Origin of the sequence: Ignatzschineria ureiclastica (assembly GCF_003121845.1) — a bacterium.
Lineage (GTDB): Bacteria > Pseudomonadota > Gammaproteobacteria > Cardiobacteriales > Wohlfahrtiimonadaceae > Ignatzschineria > Ignatzschineria ureiclastica.
The window spans coordinates 55,411-69,782 of the sequence record NZ_QEWQ01000002.1; the positions used below are offsets into that span (position 1 = coordinate 55,411).

A 14,372-nucleotide genomic window follows, 5' to 3' on the forward strand; every position below is an offset into this window, starting at 1 on the left:
AGCAGTAAGGATCGCCTTTTTGCTGTGCGTGTTATAGTACAATTAATATTAAGAATTGGGCGAATGGCCAAATTTTATTGACTCTCAATTAGGAGAAGAAACACAATGATTACAGTTTTGAAAGACGGGACGATTACATCAACACCGGGATTTCAAGCGGCAGGGACGACGGCCGGTATTAAAGAGAGTGGCAAGAAAGATCTTGCTTTTATCTGGAGTGAGGAGCCGGCGGTAGCTTCTGTGGCACTCACGCAAAATCAATTTCGAGCAGCACCGGTGGAGTTATGTGCCGGTTTTGCGGAGAAGACACATCATCGCGGGCTCATTATCAATAGCGGTAATGCCAATGCTTGTACGGGTGAAACGGGGGCCGCGAATGCCCTTGAAATGTGTGAGATTATCGCCCGTGAGATGAATGTGGAAACAGAAGAGGTGTTTGTTGCTTCAACGGGTGTGATCGGACAACAACTACCGATGGATATTATTCGGAAAGGGCTGCATGAGATCCCTAAGCATCTTAGTCGTGAAGGCGGTAATGAGGCTGCCGAGGCGATTATGACAACCGATTTGACTTCAAAACAATTTGCCGTCTATTTTGAATTAGGTGGGGAGATTGTCACAATCGCCGGGATGGCAAAAGGTTCTGGAATGATTCATCCGAATATGGCCACTATGATCGGCGTATTAACAACGGATGTGAATATTACTAAGGAGATGTTAGATAAGGCTTTTTTAGCAAGCGTGAATACCTCTTATAATATGATCTCTGTGGATGGCGATACGAGTACGAATGATTCTGCGTTTATTTTTGCAAATGGTAAAGCTAATAATCCCTTGATAGAGACCAATGATGAAGCGTATATCAAGTTTAAACGTGCGCTTGATATGGTCAATCAAACATTGGCGAAAATGATTGCAAGAGATGGTGAAGGGGCCACGAAACTACTTGAAGTACGAGTAGAACATGCGCGTTCTTTGGCAGATGCACAACGAGTTGCAAAATCTGTAGTTACTTCTAGCTTAGTCAAAACAGCAATTTTCGGCGAAGATGCGAACTGGGGTCGGATTATCTGTGCTATTGGTAATGCAGAAGCGGAGTTTGAACCAGAGAAGGTACAAATCTACATGGCTTATAAAGATCAGAGTGTACAGATTGTGGAAAATGGTTCTGGTGCAACATTTGATGAGGAAAAACTCAATGAGATCTTAAAACAAGAGACCATTACCATTTTGATTGATTTGATGAATGGTGGCAGTGTAGCAACCGCTTGGGGCTGTGATCTATCGTATGACTATGTGAAGATTAATGCCGATTATCGAACCTAATCATCACAAGGTTAATTTATAAAACCTCAGAAAAGAGATGGGCAGATGGATTTGCCGATCTCTTCTTTATAAAGTCGTAATGGCAAAATAGTAATGATAAAGCAGTAGTGATAGAGCAGTTATAGAGCAGTAATAGAGTCGGATAATTGTAGGGCTTCTATCGAGATTCATGTCATGATTGATAGCAATACAGATAATTCGATAACAGTAGTAAGATCGGTTCAAAATAAGCATTATTTAAAGGCCGGCGCATCAGCTGATCGAGGCAAGGAAGTTATTCTATCCGGCATTTTGCAAGCGTTGTTCAGTGAGTTGTTTAGTAGGATTGTATCTTCTTTTTAAAACTCCATACGAGCTGCTTAAAAACTATGTTTCTTAAACCAAATTTACTAAAAAACAATAATAAAGATCAATAGGATCAAATCACTAAAAAGGATGGATATAAATGATTACTAATCACGAGAAAGCGCATATTTTAGTAGAAGCACTCCCTTTTATTCGTAAATATGCCGATAAAACCGTTGTCATCAAATATGGCGGTGCAGCGATGGTCGATCGAGCGATTCGCGATGAGTTTATGAAAGATATTGCTTTGATGAAATATGTGGGGATTCATCCGATCATTATTCATGGAGGGGGACCTGAAATTAATGAGATGCTAAAGAGAGTCCAGAAAGAGACAGAATTTATTGAAGGCAATCGAGTGAGTGATGCTGAAACCGTCGAGATTGCCGAAATGGTTCTCTCTGCCAAAATTAATAAGAGCATTGTTGCTGATCTGAATAAACTCGGTGCAAAGGCAGTGGGGTTAAGCGGAAAAGATGGCGGCTTAATTACGGCACAAAAGAAATATATTGAAAAAGATGGTGAGAAGATCGATATCGGTTTTGTTGGAGAGATTACCAAAATTAATCGAGAGCTGATCGATCTTTTAGCGAAAGAAAACTATATCCCAGTCATTTCTTCCATTGGTATTGGGGAAGCGGGCGAAACTTATAATATCAATGCTGATTATGTCGCCGGGGAAGTTGCGGCTGCCGTTGGTGCGCACCGTTTGATCTTTTTAACGGATGTAGATGGCGTTTATCAAGATTTTAGTGATAAGAACTCTTTGATTGCCGAGATGAGTGTTGCAACAGCGCAATCGTATATCGATAGTGGCATTATTAATGGGGGGATGATTCCCAAAGTGAATACTTGTCTTGACGCGATTGATCGAGGCGTTGATCACGTTATTATTCTCAATGGTCAAATTCGCCATTCGATTCTACTTGAGTTATTTACAGAAGAGGGCTGCGGTACGATGATTTATCGTGATCAGCCTTAATAGTCGCCATTATTGAAATTAATTATTTATAGTAATATCGGTTCAGGAGCTTATTCAAATGCCGGGCATCGGCGGATCGAGACAAGGAAGTCGTTCTATCTGGCATCTTTCAAGTGTTGGGGAATCAGGTTTTATCTTTTTTAAAACTACACAATAGCTGTTTGAAAGCTATTTTTCTTAAACCAAATTTACTATAAATCAATTATTTAAATTGATTCTTTAAATATTTTATTGAAGTGTTTTATTGAAGTATTTTATTTAAAAATTGATCATTAGATATTACTATTAAAACTAGAGGAAGGAGAGGCACGATGTTGCTCAATGTTTATAACCGATTTCCGGTGAATTTTGTGAAAGGAAAAGGCTTGATCTTAACGGATGATCAAGGGAAAGAGTATTTAGATTTTGTGTCCGGAATTGCAGTCAATGCACTAGGACATGCGCATCCTAAAATGGTAGAAACCATTCAAAAACAAGCAGAAACATTGCTACACGTTTCAAATCTCTACTATAACGAAGCACAAAATAAGGCCGCTGAGAAGCTTTTATCGGCAACGGGCTATGAACGTGTGTTTTTCTGCAACAGCGGGGCAGAAGCGAATGAATTAGCCCTGAAAATTGCCCGTAAATATGGCAAGCAGATCAGTGCAACTAAAAACAGTATTGTCTATATGAAAAATTCGTTTCATGGACGAACAACCGGTACTTTAGCCGTTACAGGACAAGAGAAATATCAGAAAGATTATCGACCTTTAATTCCCAACACTGTAGAGATTCCTTTTAATGATGTTGAGGCACTGACCGAGATTATGAATGAGGATGTCTGCGCTATTATTCTTGAGCCGATTCAAGGAGAAGGGGGATTGACCAGTGTAACGCCGGCATTTATCAGCGCCATTCAGACGCTTTCGCAAAAATATCAAGCTTTGGTGATTTTTGATGAGATTCAATGTGGCTTAGGTCGTACGGGAAGCGTACTCTATTCGGATCAATTACCTCTAAAAGCAGACATTGTGACATTAGCAAAAGCGCTTGGAGGCGGCGTTCCCATTGGGGCTTGTATCACAAAAGGGCTTGCCAATGATGTATTAGTACCCGGTGATCATGGTTCTACTTATGGCGGTAATCCTTTTGTTTGTAGTGTCGCTAATACGGTTTTAACGGAGATTACAACACCGGAATTTTTAGCGAATGTTCAAGTGATGGGAGAATATGCACGTGAACAGCTCTCAGCTTTACAGCAAGAATTTCCACTCATTGAAGAACTTCGTGGAGAAGGATTATTATTAGGTTTTAAATTACAAGATTCAGTGACGGCTGGCGATTTTGTAAAAGCCGCTTTAGCAAAGCAGTTATTACTTGTTTCCGCGGGTGGCAATGTCGTGCGTTATTTTCCGGCCCTGATTGTTACAAAAGCAGAAATTAATCAATCGATAGTGATTCTAAAAAAGGTACTTTCTGAATTATCGTCATAGTGAAAGAATCCTATTATCAGCGGCCTATTATCAGAGGCACATCATCGAGATTCATCCACATATAAAAAGAACTAAGATCATTGATCGCATTGCCGAGGAGTGATCTTGTTCTTTTTATGATCGTGCGCTGATAATGATGACATTTTCAATATCGAGAGATTTCTAAAGTTTGCTACCGAATATTTCCTTAGATCCTCATTTGCGGACGCTCGGTTGATCTAGATTGAGTATCTTTCTATCCCACACTGAATCAGCTTCTATTGAGAATGATGAAAAATATTTATCCTTGATGAAGCGTAATCCCTAAATTTTTTAATGCCTGTACCGCTGTTTTGGGTAGTTTTTGATCAGTGAAAATCGCATCAAAAGTCTCGATAGGCAGAGCGATATAAGTACCGACTTTGCCATATTTAGAAGAATCTGTGATGAGGTAACGTTTACGACTAATATTTGCGACAGCCTCTTTAACGGGGACTTTGTTCTCATCAGGAGTAGAGATTCCGCGGAGATTCCAAGAAGATGCAGAAATAAAGGCGATATCGACAATAAAATTATTGAGCGCTTTAGCGGTAATCGTTCCAATGGTGGAGTTGTTCTCTTTGCGTACACGTCCGCCGGCGATGATCAATTCTGCTTCACTATGTTTGACAAGATAATTGGTAATCACAAGATCATTGGTGATAATTGTTAAGTCATTTCTTGGAGCTAACTGTTTTGCAAGTGCAAGTACCGTTGTTCCAGCATCTAAATAGACGCAGGCATTTTGCGGAATATGTTCACAAGCAATCGCTGCAATGGCTTCTTTTTCATCTGACATTAGCCCCTCTTTAACTTCATGTGATGGCTCAAAGGGCAGTCTTTCTGCGGCTTTTACGCCCCCGGAAACAGAGATCGCTTTTCCCTCTTTTTCAAGCAGATTGATATCTCGCCAAATCGTCATATAAGAGACATCAAAAATTTTACAAAGTTCCTGAATACTCATCACATCATGTTGCTGAATGAGATTAAAGATCGCTTTTTGTCGTTCTAAAGGGATCATAGGGCATTATTTCCTTTGTATGTTTTGAGATCAAGAGCATCATTCTAACCTAGCATTTATCAAGGAAGAAAGAGAGATAGTTTCTTTATTCTAACGTATTAAGTTAGACCTAGGACAGCTTTTTATCTTATTTATGTTGAAAAATGATGAGATTTGATAGATATTGGTGAGGAAGAATTTTGTCAAGGAGTGACGGTAATGAGTCAAGGATATCTATTATTGGTAGCTATTTTAGGAGTTTTAGGACTTCTATTAATGGTAATACGGTTTAAAATACAACCTTTTGTGGCGCTTTTATTGGTGAGTATTATTGTGGCATTAGCCAGTGGTATTCCCATGAACAATGTTGTAAATGTGATGACTTCAGGGATGGGGAAAGTACTCGGTTCTGTGACGATGATTGTGGGTTTAGGTGCAATGCTAGGCCAAATTATCGAAAAAACTGGGGGTGCGGAATCCATAGCTAACTATTTTAGCCGTCTTTTAGGCGCTAAACGAGCTATTCCCGCGCTTACAGCTTCGGCATTTATCCTGGGTATCCCGGTATTCTTTGATGTGGGATTTATTATCTTAGCGCCTATTATTTACGGTTTTGCGCGGGTTGCGAAAGTGTCGCCTCTTAAATTTGGGCTTCCTGTTGCCGGGATTATGTTAACGGTGCATGTTTCTGTACCCCCGCATCCAGGTCCCATTTCAGCAGCTGAATTGACCGGTGCAGATATCGGCTTATTAACCATTATCGGTCTAGGCATCTGTATTTTTGTCGGAGTCATAGGGTATTTCACATCTAAATGGATTACGCGCAAAGAGTATAAAAATCTATTACCACAAACGAATAATGATAGCGAAGTTGTAACGGAAATAGCTTTAGAAGAGAAAGCTAAAAATGCGCCAAATCCTTATCTAATCGCCTTTTTAATCATCGCCCCGATCTTCCTAATTATGCTAGGTACTGTTTCTTCGGCAGTGATTGATGGGGAATCAAGTATTAAATCATTCTTTAATTTTTTAGGTGCACCAGTAATTGCATTGATGATTGGTCTGATTTTGGCCTTTTACTTCTTAGGGATTCGCCGGCGTTATACCTTAACGCAGATTAGTGATGTGATGGGCGAGGCATTACCTGCCGCCGCAGTGGTCATTATGGTGACAGGTGCTGGTGGTGTTTTTGGGAATGTTTTGGTGGAATCTGGTGTGGGTAAAGCGCTCTCGGATCTTCTCACCTCGATTGGCTTACCCATTATGTTAGCGGCCTTTTTAATCTCATTGGCATTACGAGCTTCTCAAGGATCGGCAACCGTTGCGATCTTAACAACGGCAGGCTTATTGTCAGAGTCATTGATTGGAATGAGTGGAACAGAGATCGTTTTAGTCACATTAGCGATGTGTTTTGGCGGATTAGGTCTCTCACACGTGAATGATTCAGGGTTCTGGATTGTGACCAAATATTTAGGACTTTCAGTAGAAGATGGACTTAAAACGTGGACTGTCTTAACAACTATCCTCGGTGTCTCAGGCTTCTTAATAACTTGGTTGGTATGGTCATTGATTTAAATTTGATAAGCCGTAGCAATATATCAATGTATTAACCTATCAAGATAGTAAGTTATCAAGATATTAAAGGATTATCAGTACAAAAACTATCAGTACAAAAATTTTATAACGTGCTTTCTAGAGCGTTGCTTCGAGTAGAGTCCTCGATCACAGAGGAGAGCACAATTATCATAAATAGAAGGATCAATATTATGAGTCAACAATTTTCATTAGCAGTTATTGGATTAGGATCAATGGGAATGGGTGCGGCTAAATCAGCTATTCGTGCCGGCATTACTACTTATGGGATTGATCTTAATGAGGCGGCGCTTGCCGATCTTAAAGCGGCAGGTGCTAAAGCGGTGGGTAAGGATTGCCGCGAGTTTGCATCAGAATTAGATGCGGTATTGGTCTATGTGGTCAATGCAGCTCAGGCAAAAGCCGTACTCTTTGGTGAGAATGGCGTAGCGCAACATCTTAAAGCAAATACACCTGTGATGGTTTCAGCTACTATTTCAGCAGAAGATGCAAAAGCTATTGAGAAAGGATTAGCGGAATTTCAATTGCCAATGTTAGATGCCCCCGTTTCAGGTGGTTCAATTAAAGCTAATAGTGGTGAAATTACAGTAATGGCGGCAGGTAAGCCGGCAACATTTGCGCAATTACAACCTGTACTAGAGGCGATTGCGGCGAAAGTCTATAACATCGGCGAGGAGATTGGTCTTGGTTCAACGGTGAAAATTGTTCATCAATTATTAGCAGGTGTGCATATCGCTGCCGGAGCTGAAGCAATGGCATTAGCGGCTAAAGCGAATATCCCTTTAGATGTGATGTATGATGTTGTTATCAATGCCGCTGGTAATTCTTGGATGTTTGAAAATCGGATGAAACACGTGGTCGATGGTGATTACTCGCCCAAATCAGCAGTGGATATCTTTGTAAAAGATCTAAATCTTGTTCGGGATACAGCAAAAGAGTTGAAATTCCCCTTACCGCTGGCCTCTACAGCGCTCAATATGTTTGTCGAGGCTTCTAATAAAGGCTATGGCCGGGAAGATGATAGTGCGGTAATTAAGATCTTCTCAGGTATTGAGTTACCTAAGGCGAAATAGATTGTGATGACGATATATTGTCAATAATCCAATGAATTAAAAAATAGAGAAGGAGTCAATGATGAAAATTGGTGTCATTGCCGATGATTTTACCGGTGCAACTGATATAGCGAGTTTTCTTGTAGAAAATGGTCTTTCCACAATGCAGTTTAACGGGATACCTAAAGCTGATGAAGCTGTAGATACAGATGCGGTTGTGATCAGTCTTAAGAGCCGTTCTATCCCGAAAGCGGAGGCGGTGCAAATCTCTTTAGAAGCGCTGAAATGGTTACAATCAAAAGGCTGTGAGCAGGTCTATTTTAAGTATTGCTCAACCTTTGATAGTACTGCAGAGGGGAATATTGGTCCTGTAACCGATGCATTGTTAGATGCATTAGGGGAAAAAACAACGATTATCTCGCCGGCATTACCCGTTAATGGTCGGACTGTCTATAAAGGGTATCTCTTTGTATTAGATCAGTTATTGTCTGAATCCCCAATGAAAAATCATCCGCTCAATCCGATGCGAGATAGTAGCTTACAGCGTTTAATGGAGATGCAAAGCGACGGAAAAGCAGGGTTGATTACGAGCGATGAGTTAGATAAAGGTGTTGATTTTGTGAAAGCCCGTATTGAAGCGCTTTCTCAAGAAGGCATTAATTATATTGTGTTAGACGCTTTGACTGAGGATCATTTAGTGATTCAAGGAGAAGCCACTAAAACAATGAAATTAGTGACCGGCGGATCAGGGCTTGCAATCGGTTTAGCTAGAGCTCATACAGCGGGAAGATCAGGGGGGCAAGCGAATAGCGCGGGGTATCCTGTGAAAGGCGATGCGATAGTACTCTCAGGTTCTTGCTCGGCAATGACCAATAAACAGGTGCATTGCTATAGTGCTAAAGCACCAAATTTTGCCATTGATGTTGCAAAAGTGATCGATGAAGCAGATCGCAAACAGTATGTCCAAGAAATTATACAATGGATTGACGAGCAGAAAGGGAAGACGTTAGCACCCTTAATCTATGCCACGAGTGATGCGAAGATGTTAGCACAAATTCAGCAACAATATGGCGCTGAGAAGGCTAGTCACGCGGTCGAAGAGACTTTTCGACTATTGACAGAGGCCTTAAAAGAGAGTTCTATCACTCGGTTTATTGTGGCAGGCGGTGAAACATCTGGTGTGGTAGCGCAAACTTTAGGGGTGGAAAACTTCTATATCGGTCCTGTGATTTCACCGGGTGTACCTTGGGTGAAAGGGGTGAAACAACCCATTTCATTGGCGCTTAAATCAGGGAATTTTGGCGATGAAGATTTCTTTGCACGAGCACAAGAGGAGTTTGTGGTATGACCTCAAATCATCTACAGCAGCAAAAAATAGTACCGAAAACCGTTGATCCCGCAGTATTAGTAAAGGAGGAACAATTTGCCCGTAGCGAGATTGTTCGTATTGGCAAATCCTTTTTTGCAAGAGGGTATGCAACGGGCTCGGCGGGGAATCTTTCGATTCTACTTTCGGATAATGAGACGGTAATAGCAACGCCGACAGGTTCCTGTTTAGGAGAGCTTGAGGCGGATAAACTCTCAAAAGTGACGATTGATGGGGAGTGGGTGTCGGGTGATAAACCCTCTAAAGAAGTGGTGTTTCATCGGGCGATCTACATTCATAATCCCACTCATCGAGCAATTGTGCATCTACACTGTACCTACTTGACGGCGCTTTCTTGTTTGGAAAATTTAGATCCTAAGAATGCCATTAAGCCTTTCACTCCTTATGTAGTAATGCGTGTTGGCGAGGTGCCGGTGGTTCCTTATTACCGGCCGGGTGCTGATATGCTTGCTACGGATCTTGGGCGTTTAGCGCCAGATTATAAGGCTTTTTTATTGGCTAATCATGGACCTGTAGTAACCGGTTCCACTTTACAAATCGCAGCGGATAATCTTGAAGAGATGGAGGATGCAGCGAAGCTCTCTTTTATCTTACAAAATAGTCCTATTCGTTATTTAACCCAAGCTGAGATCGAAGAACTCAAAGGATAATAGAATGCCTAAATTTGCAGCAAATCTATCAATGATGTTTAAAGAAGTTGATTTTTTAGATCGCTTTGAACGTGCGGCGAATGCCGGTTTTAAAGCGGTAGAATTTCTCTTTCCGTATGAGTATGATAAGGCAGAATTAGCCTCTCTTTTAGAAAAGTATGGTTTAGAGCAAGCACTTTTCAATACAGCCCCAGGTGATGTTGCAAAAGGGGAATGGGGTTTAACTGCTGTTCCGGGAAGAGAAAAAGAAGCAAGGGAGATGATTAATCAAGCTTTTGAATATGCCTTAGTGCTCAAATGTCCACGTGTACATGTAATGGCAGGCGTTGTACCGGAAGGGGAAGATCGTGGCGCGTATCGACAAACCTTTATTGAAAATGTGCGTTATGCCGCTGATCTATTCAAGTCACACAATATTGATGTCGTAATTGAAGCATTAAGCCCCCCGGTGAAGCCGAATTATCTCTTTAGCAGTCAATATCAATCGCTTGCATTAGTGAAAGATATTGATCGCGAGAATGTAGGGGTGCAATATGACTTTTTCCACGCACAACTAGTGGATGGCAATATCACTAATTTCCTCAAAGATCATATTGATCAAATTAAGCATATCCAGATCGCCTCTGTACCGGATCGTCATGAACCGAATCAAGGCGAGATCGATTATCCTTGGCTCTTTAATCTATTAGATGAATTAGGTTATAAAGGATGGGTCGGTTGCGAATATAATCCTGAAGGCAATACAGAAGCAGGATTAGATTGGTTTAAACCTTATCGCTTAAAAGGCTAATGAAGTGTGTAGAGCCTAGTTGGAGATATCAGTAGGAGACTATAGATAAGAATATATAGCGATACATCACGACAGATAACAATATATTCATATAATATATCTCTATATTGATCCTGTATTATTAAAACCGTCAGTTTAGAATTTCTTAAAAGTGATTCTGAAAGGGCGGTTTTTTATTGTATGAAAATAGATGTGTAGTAAATAGATGTGTAGTAAATAGATGTTTAGTAAAACAGATCTGTATAGTAGTTTTTGTTTAAGAACAATGTTTTTGAGCAGCTAGTGTAGGATTTAAAAGAACATAAAATCGCGTACTAAAGAACACTTGCAAAATGCCGGATAGAAGAGCGTTCTTGCCTCGATTAACCAATACGCCGACATTTGAATAAGCTTATTTGGGTTGATAATAGGAATTAATTCCAAGTACTTCATATAAGTAAATATGTTTAACCAAATTATTAATAATATTTATGTTAATTGTAATAACCTTGTCATAAAAGATTTCTAAGATAATGATGATTGGATGCAGAACAATTGATATATGTAATCAATTCTGATCCATCTTCTTTCGTACTTTTTAGATAAAAATGCATAAAAAACTTTAAGTGCATTCAACATCTATAAAAGTCGTGAAAATATCATTTTATAAGTCCATCAATAGGAATCGAATAATGAAAAAATTATTGACTCAAAAGCCGCTACAAACAGCTGTTTTAACCGCTCTTTTAATGGTATCTGGCAATGCAATGGCCGATGATGCGGTGCTCTTTGATCGTGCTGCGAAAGGAAATGTGATCGAAAAGGGGGGCGCGACAAGATTGAAAGGGGATCAAGTTGAAGCCTTGAAAGCTGAGATGAAGAAGCACAATGTCAAAAATGTAATCCTTTTTATTGGTGATGGAATGGGGGATTCTGAGATTACCGTTGCGAGAAACTTTGCAGAAGGTGCAGGTGGTTTCTTTAAAGGGATTGATGCGCTTCCTTTTACCGGTCAGTATACTCATTATGCTTTAGATCCTAAAACTAAATTACCGAATTATGTGACAGACTCAGCCGCTTCAGCGACTGCTTGGTCATCGGGTGTGAAGACGTTTAATGGCGCGTTAGGAATTGATGTCAATGGCAATCCATTCCCAACGTTATTAGAGCTTGCGAAAGAAGCAGGACTTGCAACAGGTAATGTTTCTACAGCCGAGATTCAAGATGCTACACCGGCAGCACAATTTGCGCATGTTCCTAAGCGTAAATGTTATGGTCCTGAAGCGACTTCAACGCTCTGTCCCGAAAGTGCTTTAGAAAATGGCGGATTAGGTTCTATTACTGAACAATTGATCGAAACACGAGCGGATATCACATTAGGTGGTGGTGCAAAATCTTTTAAAGAAGTGGCAAAAGCAGGTCAATATGCCGGCAAAACTTTGACTGAAAGCGCTGAAGATCAAGGGTATATTTTTGTCTATAATAATGCGGATATGAAAGCATTAACCCAAGCTAACCAAGATCAACCTGTCATCGGTCTCTTTGCAGAAGGGAATATGCCGGTGCGTTGGAAAGGTCCTAAAGCCGTTGAGGGAGGGGCATTATTAGAGCCGGTCGAGTGTGAAGTGAATAGTGAGCGCACAGCAGAGATTCCAACGCTAGCTGAGATGACTGAAGTTGCTATCGATCTATTAAGTCAAAATGAGAATGGCTTTTTCCTACAAGTAGAAGGAGCTTCTATTGATAAACAAGATCATGCAGCAAATGCTTGTGGGCAAATTGGAGAAACGGTAGATCTTGATGAGGCTGTTCAAGTTGGTTTAGAATTTGCGAAAAAACATGGGGATACACTGATTATCGTAACAGCTGATCATGCTCATTCAAGTCAAATTATCCCCGCTGGCGCCAATGCACCGGGATTAACACAAACATTGATTACTAAAGAGGGTAGCCCTATGACAATCAACTATAGTAACTCGATGACAGAATCGCAAAATCACACAGGATCACAATTACGTATTGCGGCTTTTGGACCACAAGCGGCGAATGTAACCGGGCTTTTAGATCAAACAGACCTTTTCTTCATTATCCAAGATGCGCTTGAATTAGATCAAAAAAATGATTAGTTACTATTTGTATATGACGATTTTGGGCTTTATAGTAAATTGAGTTTAAAAAATGGTTTTAAGCAGTTGGTATGTGATATCAACAAAAATATAAAGCTGTATTAAACAACACTTGCAAAATGCCGGATAGAAGAGCGTTCTTGCCTCGATTAACCAATACGCCGACATTTGAATAAGCTTATTTTGAACCGATATTACTATAAAAAAACGCTCTAACTATTGAGTTAGAGCGTTTCTATTGTGATTGATTTTACGCTAATTGAATTAGGTATTATCTGATCATTAGGGGTATTTAAGCCCCAATTTTCGCTTCTTTTAGCATTTTCTCAAGATAGTGAATATCCATGCCACCTTTGAGGAATCCTGGATCATTTAAAATCCGTAGGTGTAATTCCGCATTGGTATTGATTCCTTCGATCACAAGCTCTTGTAACGCATTTTTAAGACGCGCAATGGCCATTTCACGAGTCGGTCCATAAGCAATAATTTTCGCAATCATTGAGTCATAGTATGGCGGAACACGATAGCCGGTATAGATATGGGTATCGATCCGAATACCAGGGCCACCAGGTGGGTGATAGGTGGTGATCGTACCTGGTGAAGGGACAAATGTTTCGGGATGCTCGGCATTAATCCGGCATTCAATAGCATGACCTTCGATTTGGATATCATCTTGCGTTAAACTTAATGGCTCGCCACTTGCAATTTTGAGCTGTTCTCTCACAAGATCAACACCTGTAATGAGTTCTGTCACAGGATGCTCAACTTGAATACGGGTATTCATCTCGATAAAGAAGAATTCACCATTTTCATAAAGAAACTCAAAAGTACCGGCACCACGATAATTAATACGCTTACACGCAGCAACACACGCTTCACCGATTTGCGCACGCTCTTCAGCAGTAATGCCAGGTGCAGGGGCTTCTTCAACCACTTTTTGATGGCGACGTTGTAATGAACAATCGCGCTCACCTAAATGAATGGCATGACCTTGACCATCTGCTAATACTTGAATCTCAATATGGCGTGGTTTTTCAAGATAACGCTCCATATAGACTTCAGGATTACCAAAGGCCGCGAGCGCTTCTGATTTAGTAAGCTCGATTGAACGAAGGAGATCTTTTTCAGATTCCACAACGCGCATACCACGGCCACCGCCGCCACCAGAAGCTTTGACGATAATAGGATAACCGACTTCACGAGCCAGGCGAAGATTCTCTTCTTTATCATCAGAGAGCGCATCACCTGAACCCGGTACACAAGGAACACCGGCTTCGATCATCGCTTTTTTCGCAGAGACTTTATCGCCCATAATCCGAATAGTATCAGCTTTAGGGCCAATGAAGATAAAGCCAGAACTTTCAACTTGCTCTGCAAAATCTGCATTCTCAGCGAGGAAGCCATAACCAGGATGGATTGCATCGGCATTGGTAAGTTCAGCAGCGGCAATAATACTGGGCACATTCAGGTAGCTAGCGCCGGGAGCTGCAGGTCCGATACAGACAGACTCATCAGCAAGACGAACATGCTTTAGGTCTTTATCTGCAGTGGAGTGAACAGCAACGGTTTGAATTCCAAGTTCTTTACAAGCTCTTAAAATTCGAAGTGCGATCTCTCCACGATTGGCTATTAATACTTTTTTTAACATC

General features: G+C 40.8%; 11 protein-coding genes. 9 read left to right on the forward strand and 2 right to left on the reverse strand.

Going from position 1 to position 14,372, the window contains the following annotated elements; all coding sequences use genetic code 11:
* Positions 1 to 108: 108 nt before the first annotated feature.
* The 3 genes from argJ (at position 109) to DC083_RS03070 (ending at position 4,128) form a co-directional block, all read left to right on the forward strand.
* Positions 109 to 1,326, forward strand: coding sequence for a bifunctional glutamate N-acetyltransferase/amino-acid acetyltransferase ArgJ (gene argJ / locus DC083_RS03060; protein ID WP_109188961.1), 1,218 nt, complete (start codon positions 109 to 111; stop codon positions 1,324 to 1,326).
* Between the two features lie 445 nt (positions 1,327 to 1,771).
* Positions 1,772 to 2,653, forward strand: a complete 882-nt coding sequence (argB, locus tag DC083_RS03065) for an acetylglutamate kinase (RefSeq protein WP_109188807.1) — start codon at positions 1,772 to 1,774, stop codon at positions 2,651 to 2,653.
* A 311-nt stretch (positions 2,654 to 2,964) separates the two neighbouring features.
* The gene (locus DC083_RS03070) at positions 2,965 to 4,128 is read left to right on the forward strand and encodes an aspartate aminotransferase family protein (RefSeq protein ID WP_109188808.1); all 1,164 of its coding nucleotides are present in this window, start codon (positions 2,965 to 2,967) and stop codon (positions 4,126 to 4,128) included.
* Positions 4,129 to 4,408: 280 nt separating this feature from the next.
* Here DC083_RS03070 and DC083_RS03075 read toward each other — a convergent pair whose 3' ends face one another.
* Positions 4,409 to 5,167, reverse strand: coding sequence for a DeoR/GlpR family DNA-binding transcription regulator (locus tag DC083_RS03075; protein WP_109188809.1), 759 nt, complete (start codon positions 5,165 to 5,167; stop codon positions 4,409 to 4,411).
* Between the two features lie 198 nt (positions 5,168 to 5,365).
* Here DC083_RS03075 and DC083_RS03080 point away from each other — a divergent pair, with 198 nt between their 5' ends.
* The 6 genes from DC083_RS03080 (at position 5,366) to phoA (ending at position 12,723) form a co-directional block, all read left to right on the forward strand.
* The gene (locus DC083_RS03080) at positions 5,366 to 6,721 is read left to right on the forward strand and encodes a GntP family transporter (RefSeq protein ID WP_109188810.1); all 1,356 of its coding nucleotides are present in this window, start codon (positions 5,366 to 5,368) and stop codon (positions 6,719 to 6,721) included.
* Between the two features lie 191 nt (positions 6,722 to 6,912).
* On the forward strand, positions 6,913 to 7,812 hold the full coding sequence (ltnD, locus tag DC083_RS03085) for an L-threonate dehydrogenase (RefSeq protein ID WP_109188811.1): 900 nt from the start codon (positions 6,913 to 6,915) through the stop codon (positions 7,810 to 7,812).
* A 58-nt stretch (positions 7,813 to 7,870) separates the two neighbouring features.
* Positions 7,871 to 9,139 (forward strand): 3-oxo-tetronate kinase, encoded by a 1,269-nt coding sequence (gene otnK, locus DC083_RS03090; RefSeq protein WP_109188812.1) that lies wholly within the window; start codon positions 7,871 to 7,873, stop codon positions 9,137 to 9,139.
* Positions 9,136 to 9,828 (forward strand): 3-oxo-tetronate 4-phosphate decarboxylase, encoded by a 693-nt coding sequence (gene otnC, locus DC083_RS03095; protein WP_109188813.1) that lies wholly within the window; start codon positions 9,136 to 9,138, stop codon positions 9,826 to 9,828. The genes otnK and otnC overlap by 4 nt, the downstream gene beginning before the upstream one ends.
* Positions 9,829 to 9,832: 4 nt before the next feature.
* On the forward strand, positions 9,833 to 10,618 hold the full coding sequence (gene otnI / locus DC083_RS03100; protein WP_109188814.1) for a 2-oxo-tetronate isomerase: 786 nt from the start codon (positions 9,833 to 9,835) through the stop codon (positions 10,616 to 10,618).
* Between the two features lie 671 nt (positions 10,619 to 11,289).
* Complete coding sequence (gene phoA, locus DC083_RS03105) at positions 11,290 to 12,723, forward strand: alkaline phosphatase (protein WP_109188815.1); 1,434 nt, start codon at positions 11,290 to 11,292, stop codon at positions 12,721 to 12,723.
* Between the two features lie 292 nt (positions 12,724 to 13,015).
* On the opposite strand, the gene accC is transcribed toward phoA, so the two are convergent.
* Positions 13,016 to 14,371: an acetyl-CoA carboxylase biotin carboxylase subunit gene (accC, locus tag DC083_RS03110; RefSeq protein WP_026878597.1), complete on the reverse strand. Its 1,356-nt coding sequence runs from the start codon at positions 14,369 to 14,371 to the stop codon at positions 13,016 to 13,018.
* Between the last annotated feature and the right edge of the window lies 1 nt (position 14,372).

Coding starts and splice junctions, on each gene's coding strand:
- argB (WP_109188807.1), top strand. CDS start 1,772: ATGATTACTAATCACGAGAAAGCGCATATTTTAGTAGAAGCACTCCCT.
- DC083_RS03070 (WP_109188808.1), top strand. CDS start 2,965: ATGTTGCTCAATGTTTATAACCGATTTCCGGTGAATTTTGTGAAAGGA.
- DC083_RS03075 (WP_109188809.1), bottom strand. CDS start 5,167: ATGATCCCTTTAGAACGACAAAAAGCGATCTTTAATCTCATTCAGCAA.
- DC083_RS03080 (WP_109188810.1), top strand. CDS start 5,366: ATGAGTCAAGGATATCTATTATTGGTAGCTATTTTAGGAGTTTTAGGA.
- ltnD (WP_109188811.1), top strand. CDS start 6,913: ATGAGTCAACAATTTTCATTAGCAGTTATTGGATTAGGATCAATGGGA.
- otnK (WP_109188812.1), top strand. CDS start 7,871: ATGATGAAAATTGGTGTCATTGCCGATGATTTTACCGGTGCAACTGAT.
- otnC (WP_109188813.1), top strand. CDS start 9,136: ATGACCTCAAATCATCTACAGCAGCAAAAAATAGTACCGAAAACCGTT.
- otnI (WP_109188814.1), top strand. CDS start 9,833: ATGCCTAAATTTGCAGCAAATCTATCAATGATGTTTAAAGAAGTTGAT.
- phoA (WP_109188815.1), top strand. CDS start 11,290: ATGAAAAAATTATTGACTCAAAAGCCGCTACAAACAGCTGTTTTAACC.
- accC (WP_026878597.1), bottom strand. CDS start 14,371: ATGTTAAAAAAAGTATTAATAGCCAATCGTGGAGAGATCGCACTTCGA.